Genomic DNA, 15,256 nt, shown 5'->3' with positions numbered 1-15,256 from the left:
TTCGCTGTAGTGATAATCTATACACGCTGAAATTATAAACAATACAACCACTCAGAGTTTAATTATTATAAGGAATGTTTAAATGGATCCAGTCACACAAATTCTCGATATGGTTTTTACTGTTGAGGCTTTTTTACTTGTTTTTGTTATCGTGCTTTTAAAAAGTAGCGTTAAATTTGTACCACAAAACCGCGCCTGGTTAATCGAACGTTTTGGGAAGTACCAATCAACTAAAGAAGCCGGCCTTAACTTTATCATTCCATTTATTGATAGAATCTCGGCTGATCGTAGCTTAAAAGAACAAGCTCAAGATGTACCATCGCAGTCAGCTATCACTAAAGATAACATCTCACTTATAGTTGATGGCGTACTGTACTTTAGGGTACTAGACCCGTACAAAGCAACGTATGGCGTTGACGACTATACGTTTGCAGTTGTGCAACTTTCGCAAACAACAATGCGTTCAGAACTCGGTAAAATGGAGCTTGATAAAACATTTGAAGAGCGTGATTTACTTAACACCAACATTGTTGCTGCTATAAATCAGGCATCTGAGCCTTGGGGTATTCAAGTACTTCGTTACGAAATTAAAGATATTGTGCCACCTAACTCTATTATGGAAGCGATGGAAGCACAAATGAAAGCTGAGCGTGTTAAACGTGCTCAAATTTTAGAATCAGAAGGTGACCGCCAAGCAAATATCAACGTTGCTGAAGGTAAAAAGCAAGCACAAGTACTTGCTGCAGAAGCTGACAAAGCCGAGCAAATTTTACGCGCTGAAGGTGAAGCAACAGCTATTACAACAGTTGCAGAAGCACAAGCAAATGCACTTATTAAAATAGGTGAAGCTGCAGATACAGAGCAAGGTCAAAAAGCAATTCAGCTAGACTTAGCAACTAAAGCAATTGCAGCTAAAGAAGCGATTGCTCGTGAGTCATCAATTGTATTACTGCCAGATAACGCAACAGATGCAAGCTCAATGGTTGCCCAAGGTATGGCAATTATTAATAGTTTAAATAAAAAGAATTTGGGTTAATAACTAAATAAAGAGGTTTGTATGGATTTTATTACGCAAAATTTACCGCAAACACTTATGGTACTTGGTATTGTTGCTTTAATAATAGAAGTAGCAGTACTTGGCCTTTCTACATTTATTTTATTGTTTTTTGGATTATCGTTATTCCTCACAGGATTATTAATGAGTTTTGGTATTTTACCCGACTCATTAACCACCGCCCTTTGGAGTAATGCAATTGTAACAGCAGGTTTGGCCGTTGTACTTTGGAAACCATTAAAACAAATGCAAAATCGCGTAGATAAAAAGCAAGTAAATAGTGATTTTGCTGAACTCACTTTTGTGCTTACTAGCGATGTAACAGAGCAAGGTTTAACTACACATCAATATTCAGGTATTAGCTGGAAGCTTAAAAGTGAGCAACCAATTATCGCAGGTACTGAGGTTGTAGTAACCAAAAAAGAAGTGGGTGTTATGTGGGTTAAGCCTAAAAGCTAACCATCACTTTAAAACAAGCACTGTGTATAATAAATTACAGTAAAACGGGCGGCTCAAACTGCCCGTTTTTTATGCCTGAGATTTGAAATACAGCACCTTGTTCAGTAACAGTATTATTAATCGCTTCATCAAATGCCGATGTCACAAGTAACAATTCAGCATTTTCACCACCAAATGCAGTGCATGTCGGTTTTATTGCACAAAGCTTTATTGTTTTAATTAGCTCACCGCCTGGGGATAAACACATAACACACCCCATTCCCCACACAGCTAGCCACAAATTACCTAATTGGTCGGTTACGCAGCCATCGGGATCAACATCAGTATTATTAAATTGATAAAAAACACGTGGCTCAGAGCAAGGTTCGCCAGTTTGCTCATCCAAATCTAATACATAAATACAACTCGTTAAAGAGTCGCAGTAATAGCCACATAAACGTGCCTTATCAAAACACAATCCATTTGGAATACTCAAGTCACTTACAACGGCTTTAAGCTGGCGTTTATAATAACGGTATATTTTACCATCACCTTTTTTAGCATTTACATGCATTGTACTAAACCAAAAACCACCCCATGGATCGGCGCGGCCATCGTTTGAACGCCTGTTTAACAGTGTATTTTCAATATTGAGGATAAGATGGCGAGTGTTTGAATTAATATGATATTTATATAAACCAGTACTTGTACAGAGTAACAAGTGCTGCTCATCAATCCACGCTATTGCACTGAGCGTATCAGGCATATTAACTATTTTTAGTTGGCTTTCGTTGTGTGTATTTTTACTTAAAAGTAGTTTTTTATTTATGTCGACCCAAAAAAAAGTATTCAGTATTGGATGCCAAAGTGGGCTTTCTCCAAGCTGATTCTGTGTGCTTTCAAAAATGGTTACGCTAGGATCAAACATAAATACTTATTCTTTATTATTAACAAAGCCTTGTAATACTAAACCTTACCAGAAAACAGTGAATTTCGCGATGTGTACCCGGCTTTAATTTATCAACACCATTAGTAATTTTTAGACTGAGTTGATAACATCAAATTTCATAAAAAGGATTGGCCATGAACAACAATAATAAAAACACACTCGTCGTTGAAGGCGGTGCAATGCGCGGTATATTTGCCGCAGGTGTGCTTGATGAGTTTTTAAAACATCAATATCAGCCGTTTGAACGCTATTTTGGAGTTTCAGCCGGGGCAACTAATATAGCCGCATTTTTATGCAAACAACCAATGCGAAATTATAAAGTGATTACTGACTACTCATGCCGTCCTGAATTTATTAATTTAGCGCGCTTTATTAAAGGTGGTCATTTATTTGATTTAGATTGGTTATGGCAAGAAACAATTCGCGAAATACGCCTTCATACGGAGGTCTTTGAGCAAACTCCACACGAGTTTTATATTGTATCTACGGCAATCGAATCAGGCAAAGCACACTATTTAAAAGCCACCAGCGCCGATATGGTGCATCAATTAAAAGCATCATGCGCTATACCCATTGCATATCGTGACTACCCTATTATTAATGACATAGCGATGACCGATGGCGGTGTTGCTGATTCAATTCCGGTTATAAAAGCTTACGAAATGGGTGCACGCGAAATCACCGTTATTTTGTCTCAATGTTTAGGCTATCGTAAAAAACCCAGTAAGGCACCTTGGCTTACTAAAAAAATGTATAAAAACTATCCCGCATTAATTCAAACGACCTTAAATAGGGCTGATTTTTATAATAAGTCTATCGATTTTATTATAGATCCACCAAATGACTGCAAAATCAATATCATTGCACCACCGGCTAATTTTAAAGTTGGGCGTACCACTAAAAAGTTTGAAATACTTAATAGTGGTTACAACATGGGAGTTGATACTGCTAAGGCCTTTTTAGCTAAATAACTGCATTCTTTAACCTAATAATTGCGGTGCTTTACCCGCAATAACTGCGGTTAGTAAACCAGCTAACATAGCTCCTACAACGGTGCATATTGCACCGCCTAAAATACCGTAAACACCCATAAAACATATCAGCGCTAAACCAAATAGCAGTGTGCTTAAAAATGTTTTAGCCAATAATGTAAGTGTGTTTTTTCGTATATTGAGCATCATTAGTAATAAACTCACCATCGCAATTATAATTATTAGCTCGTTCATGCGGGTTGTACCTCAACTTGTAATTTTTGTGTGTTTTTTATTTTTAAGGCAACAAACATACACACGATACCCACCACCATAAAGCTTATATCTACTACCGCGACAAGCGAGCTATTAAGGTTAATAACATTGCTAACGCCAAGTGAAATATTAAGTGGCAGCACCAAAGCAAGCGAAGCGCCGCATAGTAAAAGAGTCAGCTTAAAGTAGTTTTTATAACCTATGGGTAATACACTTAAGAATACCCATGCCAACCACGTATAAAAGAACACGGGTCCAAAAAAGCTATTTTGCGCCACACCAACAACGCTATAATTAAGTACAACTTGCAGAGGAAACAGTACAAAGCTTGCTAATACCAAACCTCCACAGCTGCCAATAATAAAACGATTCCAGCGAGCATATGCCTGCATACTCAGTGAAGGGCTACTGCCACGTGTGCGCTTTGCTAGCCACATCATCATGCCCGAAATAGGTAAAAGCGCAGTACTTAAGCCAAGTAATACCCAAAGTAATTTTACAAACACTCCTGCAAAGTTCCCAAAGTGCAGCGGAAACATCAACTCAATTACTTTTATCGAAACACCTGAAATATTACCAAAACTACTCATCGACTGCACAAACTCACCATTGCCCTGATAATGCAGTAACTGAGAAGCAACAGCCTCGCCACCTAACAAACGCAAATATACCTGCGCATTCGCATCGTTATGCGCCATTATTGTGACGTCCCTAATTATTGCTTCAGGGTAACGACTATGAGCATGCTCTAAAATAGTGTCTATTTTTGTAGATTGCTTTATGTGGCTAACTACAGGCTCAGGAATAGCGGTAAACGTTTCTATTAACTTATCTTGATCGCCACCAAAGCTCACAAACGCAGCTGCTGGTAATAAAATAATGGTCGCGAGCCCTAAGAATGATCCAGTAAAACCAATCACAATGTTAAATACGCTGCCCCAAATACCTATAACCTTATGAGCATCGCTTACTGCAATATCTAACCCTTTATCTCGCCTAAACGTAAAGAGCTCTTTTATCAATTTGCGATGAATAAACAAGCCTGTCACTGCACTTACTAAAAGCGTTAAACCTAAAAACCCAGTGAGTATTAACCCAATTGGTCGCCCTAAATGCAAATCTGCATGAAATTCACCTATATAAGTTGGCGCATCCGTTTTTTTATTGGCGTAAAACTCTTTACTAGGCCCATAGTAAGTATTTTCCAGCGTCAACGTATCGGGATGAAATTGAAATACTCTGGCCACCTCTTGGTCGTAATTTTCATCGCCATGGTGGGATTCAAATACCAACGTTAACAAATGAAAGTTATGCCCACTTGGTAAAAACACATGAATGTTTTCGCCAAATTCACTAGGTACTTTTTTATGGTATTCGTTTACTAGTCGGTTAATTTGCGCGCTGGCAACGTGTTGGCTAGATTGCAGTTCTGGGTTAGCCCATATTTTTAACTCAGGTCGCGACAGAACTGCTAACGCCCCACTAAATGCAACAATAAATAGCAGTACAGCAGTAATAATTCCTACCCAGCTATGTAATAAAAATAGCTTTTTTAAAGTAATCGACTTCATCCCTGCCCCTGCGTTAACGCCCAAAAACTCAATAAACCATGTAATACACACAATGCAATCATTACTACAAAAGGTTGCCATGCTTTTTGCGCCAAATACGCATAAATAAACAACGCAGTCCAAATAATAGGAAAGAGTAAAATAGGTAGTAATATTTGTTCATTCATTTGAAACGGTAAATAGGTTGTCATACCCGGAATCATTATTACCGCAGTAACTAGCGCTAATACACACGCAATTAAGTGCCTTCGCCGTGTAGCTGTAAACGTTTTTTTATTATTCATTATTCGCTCAGTAAATTTGCCCAAACATATACAAAACAGCACATGCAAATGATAACAATTGCCATTATATTGTGCATTTAATGCTTAATGCAATTTATTAAACAAATTAAGTCTAAAAACACTGTTGGTTTGCCTTAAGAGCTTTTATGCTACGCCTCGCAATTTAGGTACGCAGTAATGCGTCATTTCAGTTAAGCCGAGTTCGGGCTTTTTAATTTTTCAGGAAGCAGTAAACCGTGGATATAATTAACGCGATTATTTTAGGTATTATTGAAGGTATAACAGAATTTTTACCCATATCATCAACTGGGCACTTAATTGTAGCGTCAAAGTGGTTAGGCATTGAATCAACAGATGCTAACCTCGCCTTCGAAGTAATTATCCAGCTTGCCGCCATTTTAGCGGTACTAGCCAACTATAAAGACAAGTTTAGCCCTAAACATTTCAATTTATGGGTGAAAGTTGCCATTGCATTTATTCCTTTGGGTATTATTGGTTTTATATTTAGTGATGTAATAAAAACACTGTTTAGCGTACCAGTAGTAGGTGTTATGTTTATTGTAGGCGGTGTGATTTTTTTACTATTAGAGCGCAGTTATAAAGAGACTCACTGCACAACTACCGATGTAACCCAAGTTACTTATAAACAAGCTCTTTGGATTGGCGTAGCACAAGTATTTGCGTTAATTCCAGGGACTAGTCGTGCTGGAAGTTCTATTGTTGGTGCCATGTTGTGTGGTTTAAACCGAAAAGCCAGCGCTGAATTTTCATTTTTACTTGGTTTACCTGTACTTGCAGCAGCCTCAGGGTACGACTTACTTAAACATTACCAACTGTTTAGCTTAGATGACCTAACTGCCCTTGCAGTTGGCTTTTTAACATCTTTTATAGTTGCTTATTTTACTATTAAACTATTCATACGCTTTCTAGAAAATTTCACTTTTGTTAGTTTTGGTCTTTACCGAATCGTATTTGGTGTTATTTTACTAACTATAGCCTACACATAAGAGAATATTATGAGCGAAAAAATAAACGAAGAAGCACTCCACGCCCTAAAAATAGCTTTTACTTACATGCCTAAAGCGATTGAGGTGACAAAGTATGAATATGGCGAGCGCTACCAAAGCGTGCTTGATCACATTGAAGCTGTACGTGAAACACTGCTTATTAACGATGTTGACCCAGAGGAAGTAGGCGGCGATATCAACCCGCAATATACCCCAAATTCAACGTATTAAAAGTATACCGCTGAGTATTATATGCTCGGCGGCATGCTGCGCTATATACAAGGGCCTGTTTATCTTTCGAGGTTAAATTTGCAGCAGACTGTTTGGTATTTAGGCAAGGCAAAGCCTATGTAGTGTGGTTATTCCCCATAAATAGGCGATAACGCAGCATAAATGCCAAACATGCGCTGCCCTTTGGGTTCTGCCTAGGGACAATTTACTCTTTGTTGCTCGGTTTTTACTTATTCTTACATGGATGTAAGCCAGTAGAATAACGCAGGAGCAGTTATCGAGCCCACTAGGTTACAAACCTCGCGCCGCGATTAAATCGCCCCTAGATTGAACAAATTTTAATCCTGAAAGGTCAACAGGCCCTACTACTATTAATAAACCACTAACTTAGTTCATAAAAACATAAGGTTATAAAATTTAATACGTATCAATTTTAGTTATTAGTAATTAAAACTGCTAAACTGGATTTTAAACTAATACCAATGCCCTAATTGGCCTATGTATTATATAAATTGAACAAAAGCTTACGGGGTGTTTTCTTTTGAATTTTTTACGACGTTTTCACGATATAGTTTCTAATCAATCTCTTGATTTTGAAAGTAAAATTAATAAGCTCTTAGTGTTTGGGTTAGAAGTATTTGACCTTGAACTAGGTATTATTAGTAAAGTAGATGAAAACAGCTACACCGTTTTATATGCCAAAACCCCTGACAACTCACTTTTACCCGGTACCGTGTTTGAATTACAAGGCACCTATTGCGTACATACGCTCGCTGCAGGCTCTGCACTTGCCTTTCATAAAGCATCTCAAAGCGCAATTGCAAACCACCCCTGTTATATAAACTTTCAGTTAGAGTCTTATATTGGCGCGCCAATAAAAATTGGTGATAAAATATTTGGCACCGTTAACTTTTCATCCGCAAAAGACTCCCTCGCTTTTAACGATGATGCTTACGACTACATCGAATTATTTGCACAATGGCTTGGATCGGAATTTGCTCACACCCAAGCTAAAGAACAACTAATAAAAAATAGTAATACTTTATTAAAGTTAGAACACGTTGCAAATATAGGTACGTGGGAGGTTGATCTAATCTCCGATAAAATTACCTGGAGCGAGCAAACCTACCTCATACATGAAGTGGATGAACAATTTCAACCGCAAATGAATTCTGCAATCGAGTTTTATAAAGAAGGTCCAAGTCGTGAAGGCATAACTCGCGCGGTAGAATTAGCCATAGAAAAAGGCAAAAAATGGAATTTAGAACTAGAAGTAGTAACCGCTAAAAATAAACACTTATGGGTGGCTACCTTTGGTGAGGCCGAATTTGATGAAGGCCGATGTGCTCGATTATTTGGCACCTGCCAAGATGTAACCGAGTCAGTAATGCTCCGAGAAGAGCTTAAACAAAAGCAAGCTCAAGCAGAGCGCCTACTTGAAGACAGAAGCATGCTATTTGCTAAAATCAGCCACGAATTAAGAACCCCACTGAATGGCATTACAGGTATGCTAACCACATTAGTTGATGAACACAGTGAAGAAGTTCGCGCTGAAAAAATTAAAATAGGACTTAGAAGCGCCGATATTTTACTTAGTATTATTAACGAAGTGCTCGATTTTTCTAAAATTAATCATGGTGAGCTAAAGCTTGAACCTACTGACTTTTTACTAAAAACAATTTTTACCGATTTAACTTCTTTGTATACACCTCTATTTAAAAACACGCATGTAACGCTACAAGTAAATAATACAATTGATGACAACTGCTGGGCGTTTAGCGACAACACACGCCTTAGCCAGATTGCTTCTAACTTACTGAGTAATGCACTTAAATTTACTGAAAATGGTTCAGTTACATTAAACACCAGCCTTTCTAAAATAAAAAATAAGCTAAGTTTAAATATTGAAGTGTCTGATACAGGCCGAGGAATGAGTAAAAACTTTTTAGAATCACTATTTTCTCCTTTTTCTCAAGAAGTAGATGCTAAAAATTCAAAAGGTGGAACAGGCCTTGGCCTTGCAATAGTAAAAGAGCTTGTTGAATATATGGGCGGAAAAATAAAGGTAAAAAGTACACCTAATAAAGGCACTACGTTTTTAGTAAATATTCCTATTGAGAAAGGGACAGAACAAAAACAAGAAAGCCTTAAATCAACGTTAGATATCAACGGCAGTGAACTATCAGTGCTTGTAGTCGATGATAACGACATTAATAGGTTGGTACTTCATGCTTCTTTAGGCAAACTTAATATAAAAGCCGACTCTGCAGTTGATGGCCAAGATGCTGTATTAAAATGTCGCCAAAAGCATTATGACCTTATTTTTATGGACTGCATAATGCCCATACTCGATGGATTTGAGGCAACAAAGCAGCTTAGATCAGAAAACATCTGCTCGCATGAAGAAACCTACATAGTGGCTATAACTGCTAATACTTCATCACAAGACAAACTTGCCTGCAAACAAGCCGGTATGGATATGTTTATATCAAAACCGTTTAAACTCCCCATACTTGAAAAAGCGGTTATTAATGCGCTTGAGCATACCGTAAAAATCAGCTAATTTTTACTGCACTGCCACTGGTAAAAAATAAGAACATAAAATGAAAAACATAATTAGAACTATATTACTAACAGTACTTATTGTTGCAGTATTTAAAGGCGTTTCCACTGGGCAATGGAGCTCATCGATAACAATAGTTATCGTATCAGGCGTATTGCTGTTAGTTACATTTATCAGTGCTAAGCCATCACGTGGATCATCAGCTTATACTGGCAGTGAGTCATCAGTTTCCTCTAGCAGTAACTCATCGCATTCTCATACAAATTGTAGCGGCGGTGATTCTGGCGGTGGGTGCGATTAAATCGTGTGCTAATTCTTAAGCATTAAAAAAGCCGCCTTTGGAGAAGGGCGGCTTGGGTTAACAAACAGCTATGGGTGTAGCCTTGCTGTTATATCAAGAGAGTTTTTACTAATTACATTAAGCAGCGCTTTGATCAGCTTCTTCAGAGTGACGAATTAAATAATCAAATGCACCTAAACTTGCTGTTGCACCGCTGCCCATTGCAATAATAATTTGTTTAAACGGAGTATTGGTTGCATCCCCCGCGCCGTAAATTCCTGGTAGTGACGTTGCGCCTTTAGCATCAATCAGTATTTCACCAAATTTGCTTAATTCAAGGTCGCTGTCCTTTAACCATTCGGTATTTGGTATTAAGCCTATCTGTACAAATATACCGGCAAGTTCAAGCTCTTTGCTCTCTCCCGACACTCTATCTGTGTACACTAAGCCAGTTACTTTTTTACCATCGCCAAGTACTTCGGTAGTTTGTGCACTTTTGATAATGGTAATATTAGCCATGCTTTTAGCTTTACGAATAAGCACTTCATCAGCACGTAGTGTGTCTGCAAATTCAAGTACCGTAACACTTTGCACAATATTAGCTAAATCGATTGCTGCTTCTATACCTGAATTACCACCGCCAATTACGGCAACAGGTTTACCTTTAAATAAAGGGCCATCACAATGTGGGCAATATGCCACACCATGGCCGCGATATTCTTGCTCCCCTGGTACGTTCATTTCGCGCCAGCGTGCACCAGTGGCAAGTACGAGCGACTTAGCTTTAAGTACTGCGCCATTTTCAAGTGTAATTTCGTAGCCATTGTTATAACCAAGTGCCGCTGCCCGCTGATTATGCATTACATCTACATCGTATTCTTTAACGTGTTCTTCAAGCTGGGCAACCAATTTTGGCCCTTCAGTCGCCTTAATCGAAATAAAGTTTTCTATTGCTAATGTATCTGCAACTTGTCCACCAAATCTGTCGGCAACAATACCTGTATTTAACCCTTTTCGTGCTGAGTAAATAGCAGCCGATGCGCCCGCAGGCCCGCCACCAATTACAAGTACATCAAATTTATCTTTTTTACTTAGCGATTGAGCTTGGCGCTGTGCCCCTTTGCTATCTACTTTATTGAGTATGTCGGTAAGGCTTAGTGCACCTTGGCTAAATGGTTCGCCATTTAAATATACAGCCGGTACAGCTAAAATATTTCGCTCTTCTACTTCGTCTTGAAATAATGCGCCATCAATCATGGTCGCTTTAATATTGCTGTTTGTCGCTGCCATAGTATTAAGTGCTTGCACTACTTGCGGGCACGTTTGGCAACTTAAACTTATATATACTTCAAAGTTAAGTTCTTGAGTAAGCGATTGTATTTGTTCAATGTCTTCGCTTTTAGCTTTACTTGCGTGTCCGCCAGTATGTAAAAGAGCTAACACTAAACTTGTGAATTCGTGGCCCATAGGTACGCCTGCAAACGTAATATGAGTGTTTTTAATAGGTGAATGTACAACCATTGACGGGCGACGCGCGCTTGTATCAGGGTTGTTCATTACCGTAAATTTATCGCTCAGTGAGGCTAAATCGTTCGCTAAGCTTTCTACTTCTGCTGATTTTTTGCTGTCATCCAAGGCAATAAGCAGCTCAACAGGTTGAGTAAGCGATTCAAAATGGCTTTTTAATTGATTTTTTATGTTGTTATCTAACATGGCTTAACCCTTTTAGGAAAATTTAAACAGCAAGCCTCCCATGCCAAATAATGCATGTGCTTAAACAAGTATATTGATATAGGAGGCACCAACAAACGGATGTTCGTTGATTTAAGGGCAGTTACCTGCCCTTATAGTAGGGATAAATCTATACTTAGATTTTACCAACTAGGTCTAGTGAAGGTGCAAGTGTGTCTTCACCTGGCTGCCAAGATGCAGGACAAACTTCACCGTCGTGAGTTGCAATGTATTGTGCAGCTTGTACTTTACGAACAAGTTCTTTAGCGCTACGGCCAATACCTAAATCGTGAGTTTCAATAATTTTAATTTCGCCTTCTGGGTTCATTACAAATGTACCGCGAAGTGCTAAGCCTTCTTCTTCAATCATTACGCCAAAGCTACGAGTAATACGTCCTGTTGGGTCGCCAATCATTGGGTAAGTAATTTTACCAATTGTGTCTGACGTATCGTGCCATGCTTTGTGAGTGAAGTGAGTGTCAGTAGATACTGAGTAAACTTCTACGCCCATTTCTTGAAGTTGTGCGTAATAATCTGCAACATCACCAAGTTCAGTAGGACATACAAATGTAAAGTCTGCTGGGTAAAAGAAGAAGATTGACCATTTACCTAGAACATCTTTTTCAGACAATTCTACAAAGTCACCGTTGTGGTAAGCGGTTGCATTGAATGGTTGTAATTTAGTATTGATTAATGAAGTGCTCATGGTATTTCCTCATCTATATTTAATGTATTTAAAAAGTAATCAACGCTCTCGTCTAAAACGACCTTCTGCGTTGGCTTGGTTAATACAATAAGGCTAATGGATAATTAAATAAAATTGATTATTTAGATTAAAACAATCGTTTTTTTGGATTGAACTATATAATCTCTTTTACCGTAAGCATTATTTGGATTGTAAACGCTGGCGAATTATTAAGATCGCTAATCGCAATACTGCTACAATAGCCGCGCTTCAAATAAGTCATTAAATATAAGGCACGCCATAATGGAAAAATTTTTTAACCACATACAACTAGGTTATTTAGGCTTAATCCCGTTTTTAGGGTGTGTGGGTTGGCCGCTTATGTTTGGCAGTAATAGCCTTAACTTAGAGTTTTTTACTTTTTACAGTATCGCCATTTTAGCATTTATGGCAGGTAGCTTGTGGCGCGCCGGAGAGCAAAGCTATAGCAATGCAATTAAAGCGATATTACCTGTTATCCCAGTTCCATTTTTATCATTTTTACCTGTAGAGTGGGCACTGGCTTGGCTAGGTGCTAGTTTTTGGTTAGTACTTATATTTGAAAAAGCCACGCCGCAATGGCAAACCTATCATAAAGATTATCAAAAAATGCGCTTTGTACTTACCTCTGTTGTGTTTGTGTGTCATATCCTTACTATTGGTATGAGTATTTACCCTAAATAGCAGCTGTAAACTTAAATATTGCGTGGTAATAAGGTAATATCCGCGCACTGCTATTTGAGGACACACCATGATTGACCAACTACGCCAACAACTCGACGAACTTGGCGAAAACTACGTAGAAAAAAACGCTGCATTTAAAATCAAAGTGATCCCATTTTTTTGTGCTATACGCATTAAAAAAGATCATAAAAGCGAAGGTCGTTTAAGCTTTTATTCAAGTCAATTACTCGAAATATTTTTAGTCGTCTTATTTTTACTATTCGGTTTAACACTCTACGATACAGATGCAGGATTTACTCACGGCCCTATTCATATTGCCTTTGCCATTTTAATTACCTTTAATCTTATTATTAAACAAATCGCAATTGAAGGGTTAAAAACCAGACTTGCGTTTCATCGTTTACTAGCAAAAGACTCACAAACAAATAGCGATATAAATAATACTGCTACAAACATAAACGCTAAATAAAATATGTATTTAAATCCTCAATGGCGAATACTCACCGTAGGCGATGGCGATTTATCTTTTTCGAACGCTATTTACACTCATCTATCGCCAAAAGCTTTGGTTGCATCCACTTACGATGACCAAACTACTATTGAGCAAAAATACCAGCACAATGCACTTAGCAACTTAAAAGCGCATAACGTTGAGGTACTTAATAGTTTTGATGTAACAAATCCCGCGTGTTGGCAAGCTCTAAGTAAAAACCAGCACAGCTTTGATGTGGTTATTTTTCAGTTTCCGCTTATACCTGCATTTGTTGGCCGTGAAGCGTTTGAAAACAACACGCGCCAAACCAGTATGAACGTATTAAACCGCGCTTTGCTGCATCAATTTATTAAATACGCTAACGAATACGCGCTTGATAAAAATGGTCCAATGCTGTGTTATATCACTTCAAAGGATGTAAAACCTTATCGAGAATGGAATATAGAAGGGAGTTTAAATAACGGCTTAAACGCTGATTATTTAGGCCAAATCCCATTTGATATTAGCCATTTTGAAGGTTATAAAATTCGTAATGTTGACCGCGACAAACACGTAAAAGACACCAGCGGCATAACTTACGTTTTCAGCCCAAAAAGTATTGATAAACATACTAGCGAATTAAGCTCACGTCTTACCAAACCTGCATACTTAACATCTAACCATTGCCCCCTTTGCCGCGTTGGACCTTATATGGCAAGCGAGGACGAAACCAAGCATCTAAACGCTAAAAAGCATCAGCAAATGCTGCACCTTGAAAGCGATTGGCAACAATGGCTAAATGAGTTTTATAGCTAATTAATAGCCCTACTACAGTTTATTTAATTACACCTTTTCGTGTTTAATTAAATCAGCTGCTTTTTCAGCAATCGCAATTACCGGTGCATTTGTGTTGCCGGTAATAATGGTAGGCATAATCGACGCATCGACTACGCGTAAGTTACTTACCCCATGCACTCGCAAATTAGTATCCACCACTGCCATTGAGTCTTGCCCCATTTTACATGTCCCTACTGGGTGATACTCGGTATCTGCAGTTTGGCGTATAAACTCAATTAGCTGATCATCATTATTTATATCAAGCGGATAGAGCATTTTACCGCGTATGTTATCAAAAGCTTTGCTTTGCATAATAGCGAGTGTTTTTTTAAGGCCTGCAAGCATTACAGTTAAATCATCTGGATGGCTTAAATAATTAGGGTCTATAAGCGGTGCACTACGCGGGTTGTTATCAGCTAATGTAATAGTACCTCGGCTTTTGGGGCGCATAATACTGCTGTGTATACTGTAACCATGCCCAGTGTGTAATTTACGACTATGATCGTCCACCAGCCCAATTACAAACTCTAGTTGCACATCGGGCGCTGGCGAGCCTTCAAATAATTTAATAAACGCGTGCGACTCTGCAAAGTTACTGGTTAATCGCCCTTCTCGTTTACTAAACCAGTTAACACAGCCTTTTATAATGCTGGCAATGCCTAGCGGGCTTATACCAAATGTGCCTTTATTTGTTTTTGATTTATAAAGTGGCACTACCGTTAAATGATCTTGTAAATTAGCGCCAACACCTTCAAGTACGTGCTGAACCCTAATGTTATGTGCACTTAACTGCTCTTTTGGGCCAATACCTGAAAGCATTAATATTTGCGGCGAATTAATAGCGCCAGCACTAAGTATTACCTCTTTTTTAGCACGTAAATTAATAACCTCTTTATTACGCTCTATTTGCACGCCTTGCGCTATCTTATTGGTTATATTTATTTTATTAACGTGGCTATGGGTTAATACCGTTAAATTGGGGCGGTTTAAATGCGGTGTTAAATATGCTTTTGCTGCACTACAACGCTCGCCATTGTGCTGAGTTACCTGCGATAAACGTGCACCACTTTGCTCTTTGCCATTTATATCGTCGCTTCATAGGTTGGATCTTAAGAAAACTTGAAGTTGAACTCTGTTAATGATCAAATAGTTACGCCAATAAAAACATGACTAAAAACAGAGTT

At 38.4% G+C, this 15,256-nt stretch carries 16 protein-coding genes and 1 pseudogene; 10 read left to right on the top strand and 7 right to left on the bottom strand.

Features of this window, described 5'->3' with window-relative positions:
• Positions 1–82 precede the first annotated feature (82 nt).
• A complete protein-coding gene (locus tag GQR54_RS08140; RefSeq protein ID WP_166377104.1) occupies positions 83–1,036 on the top strand; it encodes a slipin family protein in 954 nt (317 codons plus the stop codon).
• A gap of 21 nt (positions 1,037–1,057) precedes the next feature.
• Positions 1,058–1,513, top strand: a complete 456-nt coding sequence (locus GQR54_RS08135) for an NfeD family protein (protein ID WP_166377103.1) — start codon at positions 1,058–1,060, stop codon at positions 1,511–1,513.
• A gap of 34 nt (positions 1,514–1,547) precedes the next feature.
• Here GQR54_RS08135 and GQR54_RS08130 read toward each other — a convergent pair whose 3' ends face one another.
• Positions 1,548–2,420, bottom strand: coding sequence for an SMP-30/gluconolactonase/LRE family protein (locus GQR54_RS08130; protein WP_010555294.1), 873 nt, complete (start codon positions 2,418–2,420; stop codon positions 1,548–1,550).
• A 155-nt stretch (positions 2,421–2,575) separates the two neighbouring features.
• Between GQR54_RS08130 and GQR54_RS08125 the strand changes: the two genes are divergently transcribed.
• Positions 2,576–3,412: a patatin family protein gene (locus GQR54_RS08125; RefSeq protein ID WP_166377102.1), complete on the top strand. Its 837-nt coding sequence runs from the start codon at positions 2,576–2,578 to the stop codon at positions 3,410–3,412.
• A 9-nt stretch (positions 3,413–3,421) separates the two neighbouring features.
• On the opposite strand, the gene GQR54_RS08120 is transcribed toward GQR54_RS08125, so the two are convergent.
• The 3 genes from GQR54_RS08120 to GQR54_RS08110 are packed head-to-tail and all read right to left on the bottom strand — an operon-like array spanning position 3,422 to position 5,543.
• A complete protein-coding gene (locus GQR54_RS08120; protein WP_166377101.1) occupies positions 3,422–3,667 on the bottom strand; it encodes a hypothetical protein in 246 nt (81 codons plus the stop codon).
• Positions 3,664–5,259 carry a PepSY-associated TM helix domain-containing protein gene (locus GQR54_RS08115; protein WP_197192991.1) on the bottom strand — a complete coding sequence of 532 codons (1,596 nt, stop codon included), beginning with the start codon at positions 5,257–5,259 and terminating at the stop codon, positions 3,664–3,666. Before GQR54_RS08115 ends, GQR54_RS08120 begins: the two co-directional genes overlap by 4 nt.
• Entirely contained in the window at positions 5,256–5,543 is a 288-nt protein-coding gene (locus GQR54_RS08110; RefSeq protein ID WP_033026460.1) for a hypothetical protein, read from the bottom strand. Before GQR54_RS08110 ends, GQR54_RS08115 begins: the two co-directional genes overlap by 4 nt.
• Positions 5,544–5,779: 236 nt before the next feature.
• On the opposite strand from GQR54_RS08110, the gene GQR54_RS08105 reads away from it, so the two are divergent.
• The 4 genes from GQR54_RS08105 to GQR54_RS08090 all read left to right on the top strand — a co-directional run bounded on the left by GQR54_RS08105 (position 5,780) and on the right by GQR54_RS08090 (position 9,645).
• Positions 5,780–6,550 carry an undecaprenyl-diphosphate phosphatase gene (locus tag GQR54_RS08105; protein WP_010555290.1) on the top strand — a complete coding sequence of 257 codons (771 nt, stop codon included), beginning with the start codon at positions 5,780–5,782 and terminating at the stop codon, positions 6,548–6,550.
• Between the two features lie 9 nt (positions 6,551–6,559).
• Positions 6,560–6,781: a hypothetical protein gene (locus tag GQR54_RS08100; RefSeq protein ID WP_007581825.1), complete on the top strand. Its 222-nt coding sequence runs from the start codon at positions 6,560–6,562 to the stop codon at positions 6,779–6,781.
• Between the two features lie 541 nt (positions 6,782–7,322).
• A complete protein-coding gene (locus tag GQR54_RS08095) occupies positions 7,323–9,344 on the top strand; it encodes an ATP-binding protein (RefSeq protein WP_166377100.1) in 2,022 nt (673 codons plus the stop codon).
• 40 nt (positions 9,345–9,384) lie between these two features.
• Positions 9,385–9,645 carry a hypothetical protein gene (locus tag GQR54_RS08090; protein ID WP_166377099.1) on the top strand — a complete coding sequence of 87 codons (261 nt, stop codon included), beginning with the start codon at positions 9,385–9,387 and terminating at the stop codon, positions 9,643–9,645.
• A 117-nt stretch (positions 9,646–9,762) separates the two neighbouring features.
• Here the strand turns inward: GQR54_RS08090 and ahpF are convergent, their stop codons facing one another.
• Entirely contained in the window at positions 9,763–11,337 is a 1,575-nt protein-coding gene (gene ahpF / locus GQR54_RS08085; RefSeq protein WP_166377098.1) for an alkyl hydroperoxide reductase subunit F, read from the bottom strand.
• 154 nt (positions 11,338–11,491) lie between these two features.
• Positions 11,492–12,061 (bottom strand): alkyl hydroperoxide reductase subunit C, encoded by a 570-nt coding sequence (gene ahpC, locus GQR54_RS08080; protein WP_007581822.1) that lies wholly within the window; start codon positions 12,059–12,061, stop codon positions 11,492–11,494.
• Between the two features lie 282 nt (positions 12,062–12,343).
• Here ahpC and GQR54_RS08075 point away from each other — a divergent pair, with 282 nt between their 5' ends.
• The 3 genes from GQR54_RS08075 to GQR54_RS08065 all read left to right on the top strand — a co-directional run bounded on the left by GQR54_RS08075 (position 12,344) and on the right by GQR54_RS08065 (position 14,051).
• Positions 12,344–12,763, top strand: coding sequence for a DUF3429 domain-containing protein (locus GQR54_RS08075; RefSeq protein ID WP_166377097.1), 420 nt, complete (start codon positions 12,344–12,346; stop codon positions 12,761–12,763).
• A gap of 67 nt (positions 12,764–12,830) precedes the next feature.
• Positions 12,831–13,232: a hypothetical protein gene (locus GQR54_RS08070; protein ID WP_002960599.1), complete on the top strand. Its 402-nt coding sequence runs from the start codon at positions 12,831–12,833 to the stop codon at positions 13,230–13,232.
• A 3-nt stretch (positions 13,233–13,235) separates the two neighbouring features.
• Positions 13,236–14,051 carry a class I SAM-dependent methyltransferase gene (locus GQR54_RS08065; RefSeq protein WP_166377096.1) on the top strand — a complete coding sequence of 272 codons (816 nt, stop codon included), beginning with the start codon at positions 13,236–13,238 and terminating at the stop codon, positions 14,049–14,051.
• A gap of 27 nt (positions 14,052–14,078) precedes the next feature.
• On the opposite strand, the pseudogene GQR54_RS08060 reads toward GQR54_RS08065, so the two are convergent.
• A pseudogene (locus GQR54_RS08060) lies at positions 14,079–15,167 on the bottom strand (GMC oxidoreductase); the annotation flags it as partial.
• Positions 15,168–15,256 lie beyond the last annotated feature (89 nt).

The organism is Pseudoalteromonas sp. Z9A4 (assembly GCF_011378845.1).
GTDB lineage: Bacteria > Pseudomonadota > Gammaproteobacteria > Enterobacterales > Alteromonadaceae > Pseudoalteromonas > Pseudoalteromonas arctica.
Note: the sequence above shows the minus strand (reverse complement) of the source record. Positions and strands in the feature narration are given on the sequence as shown.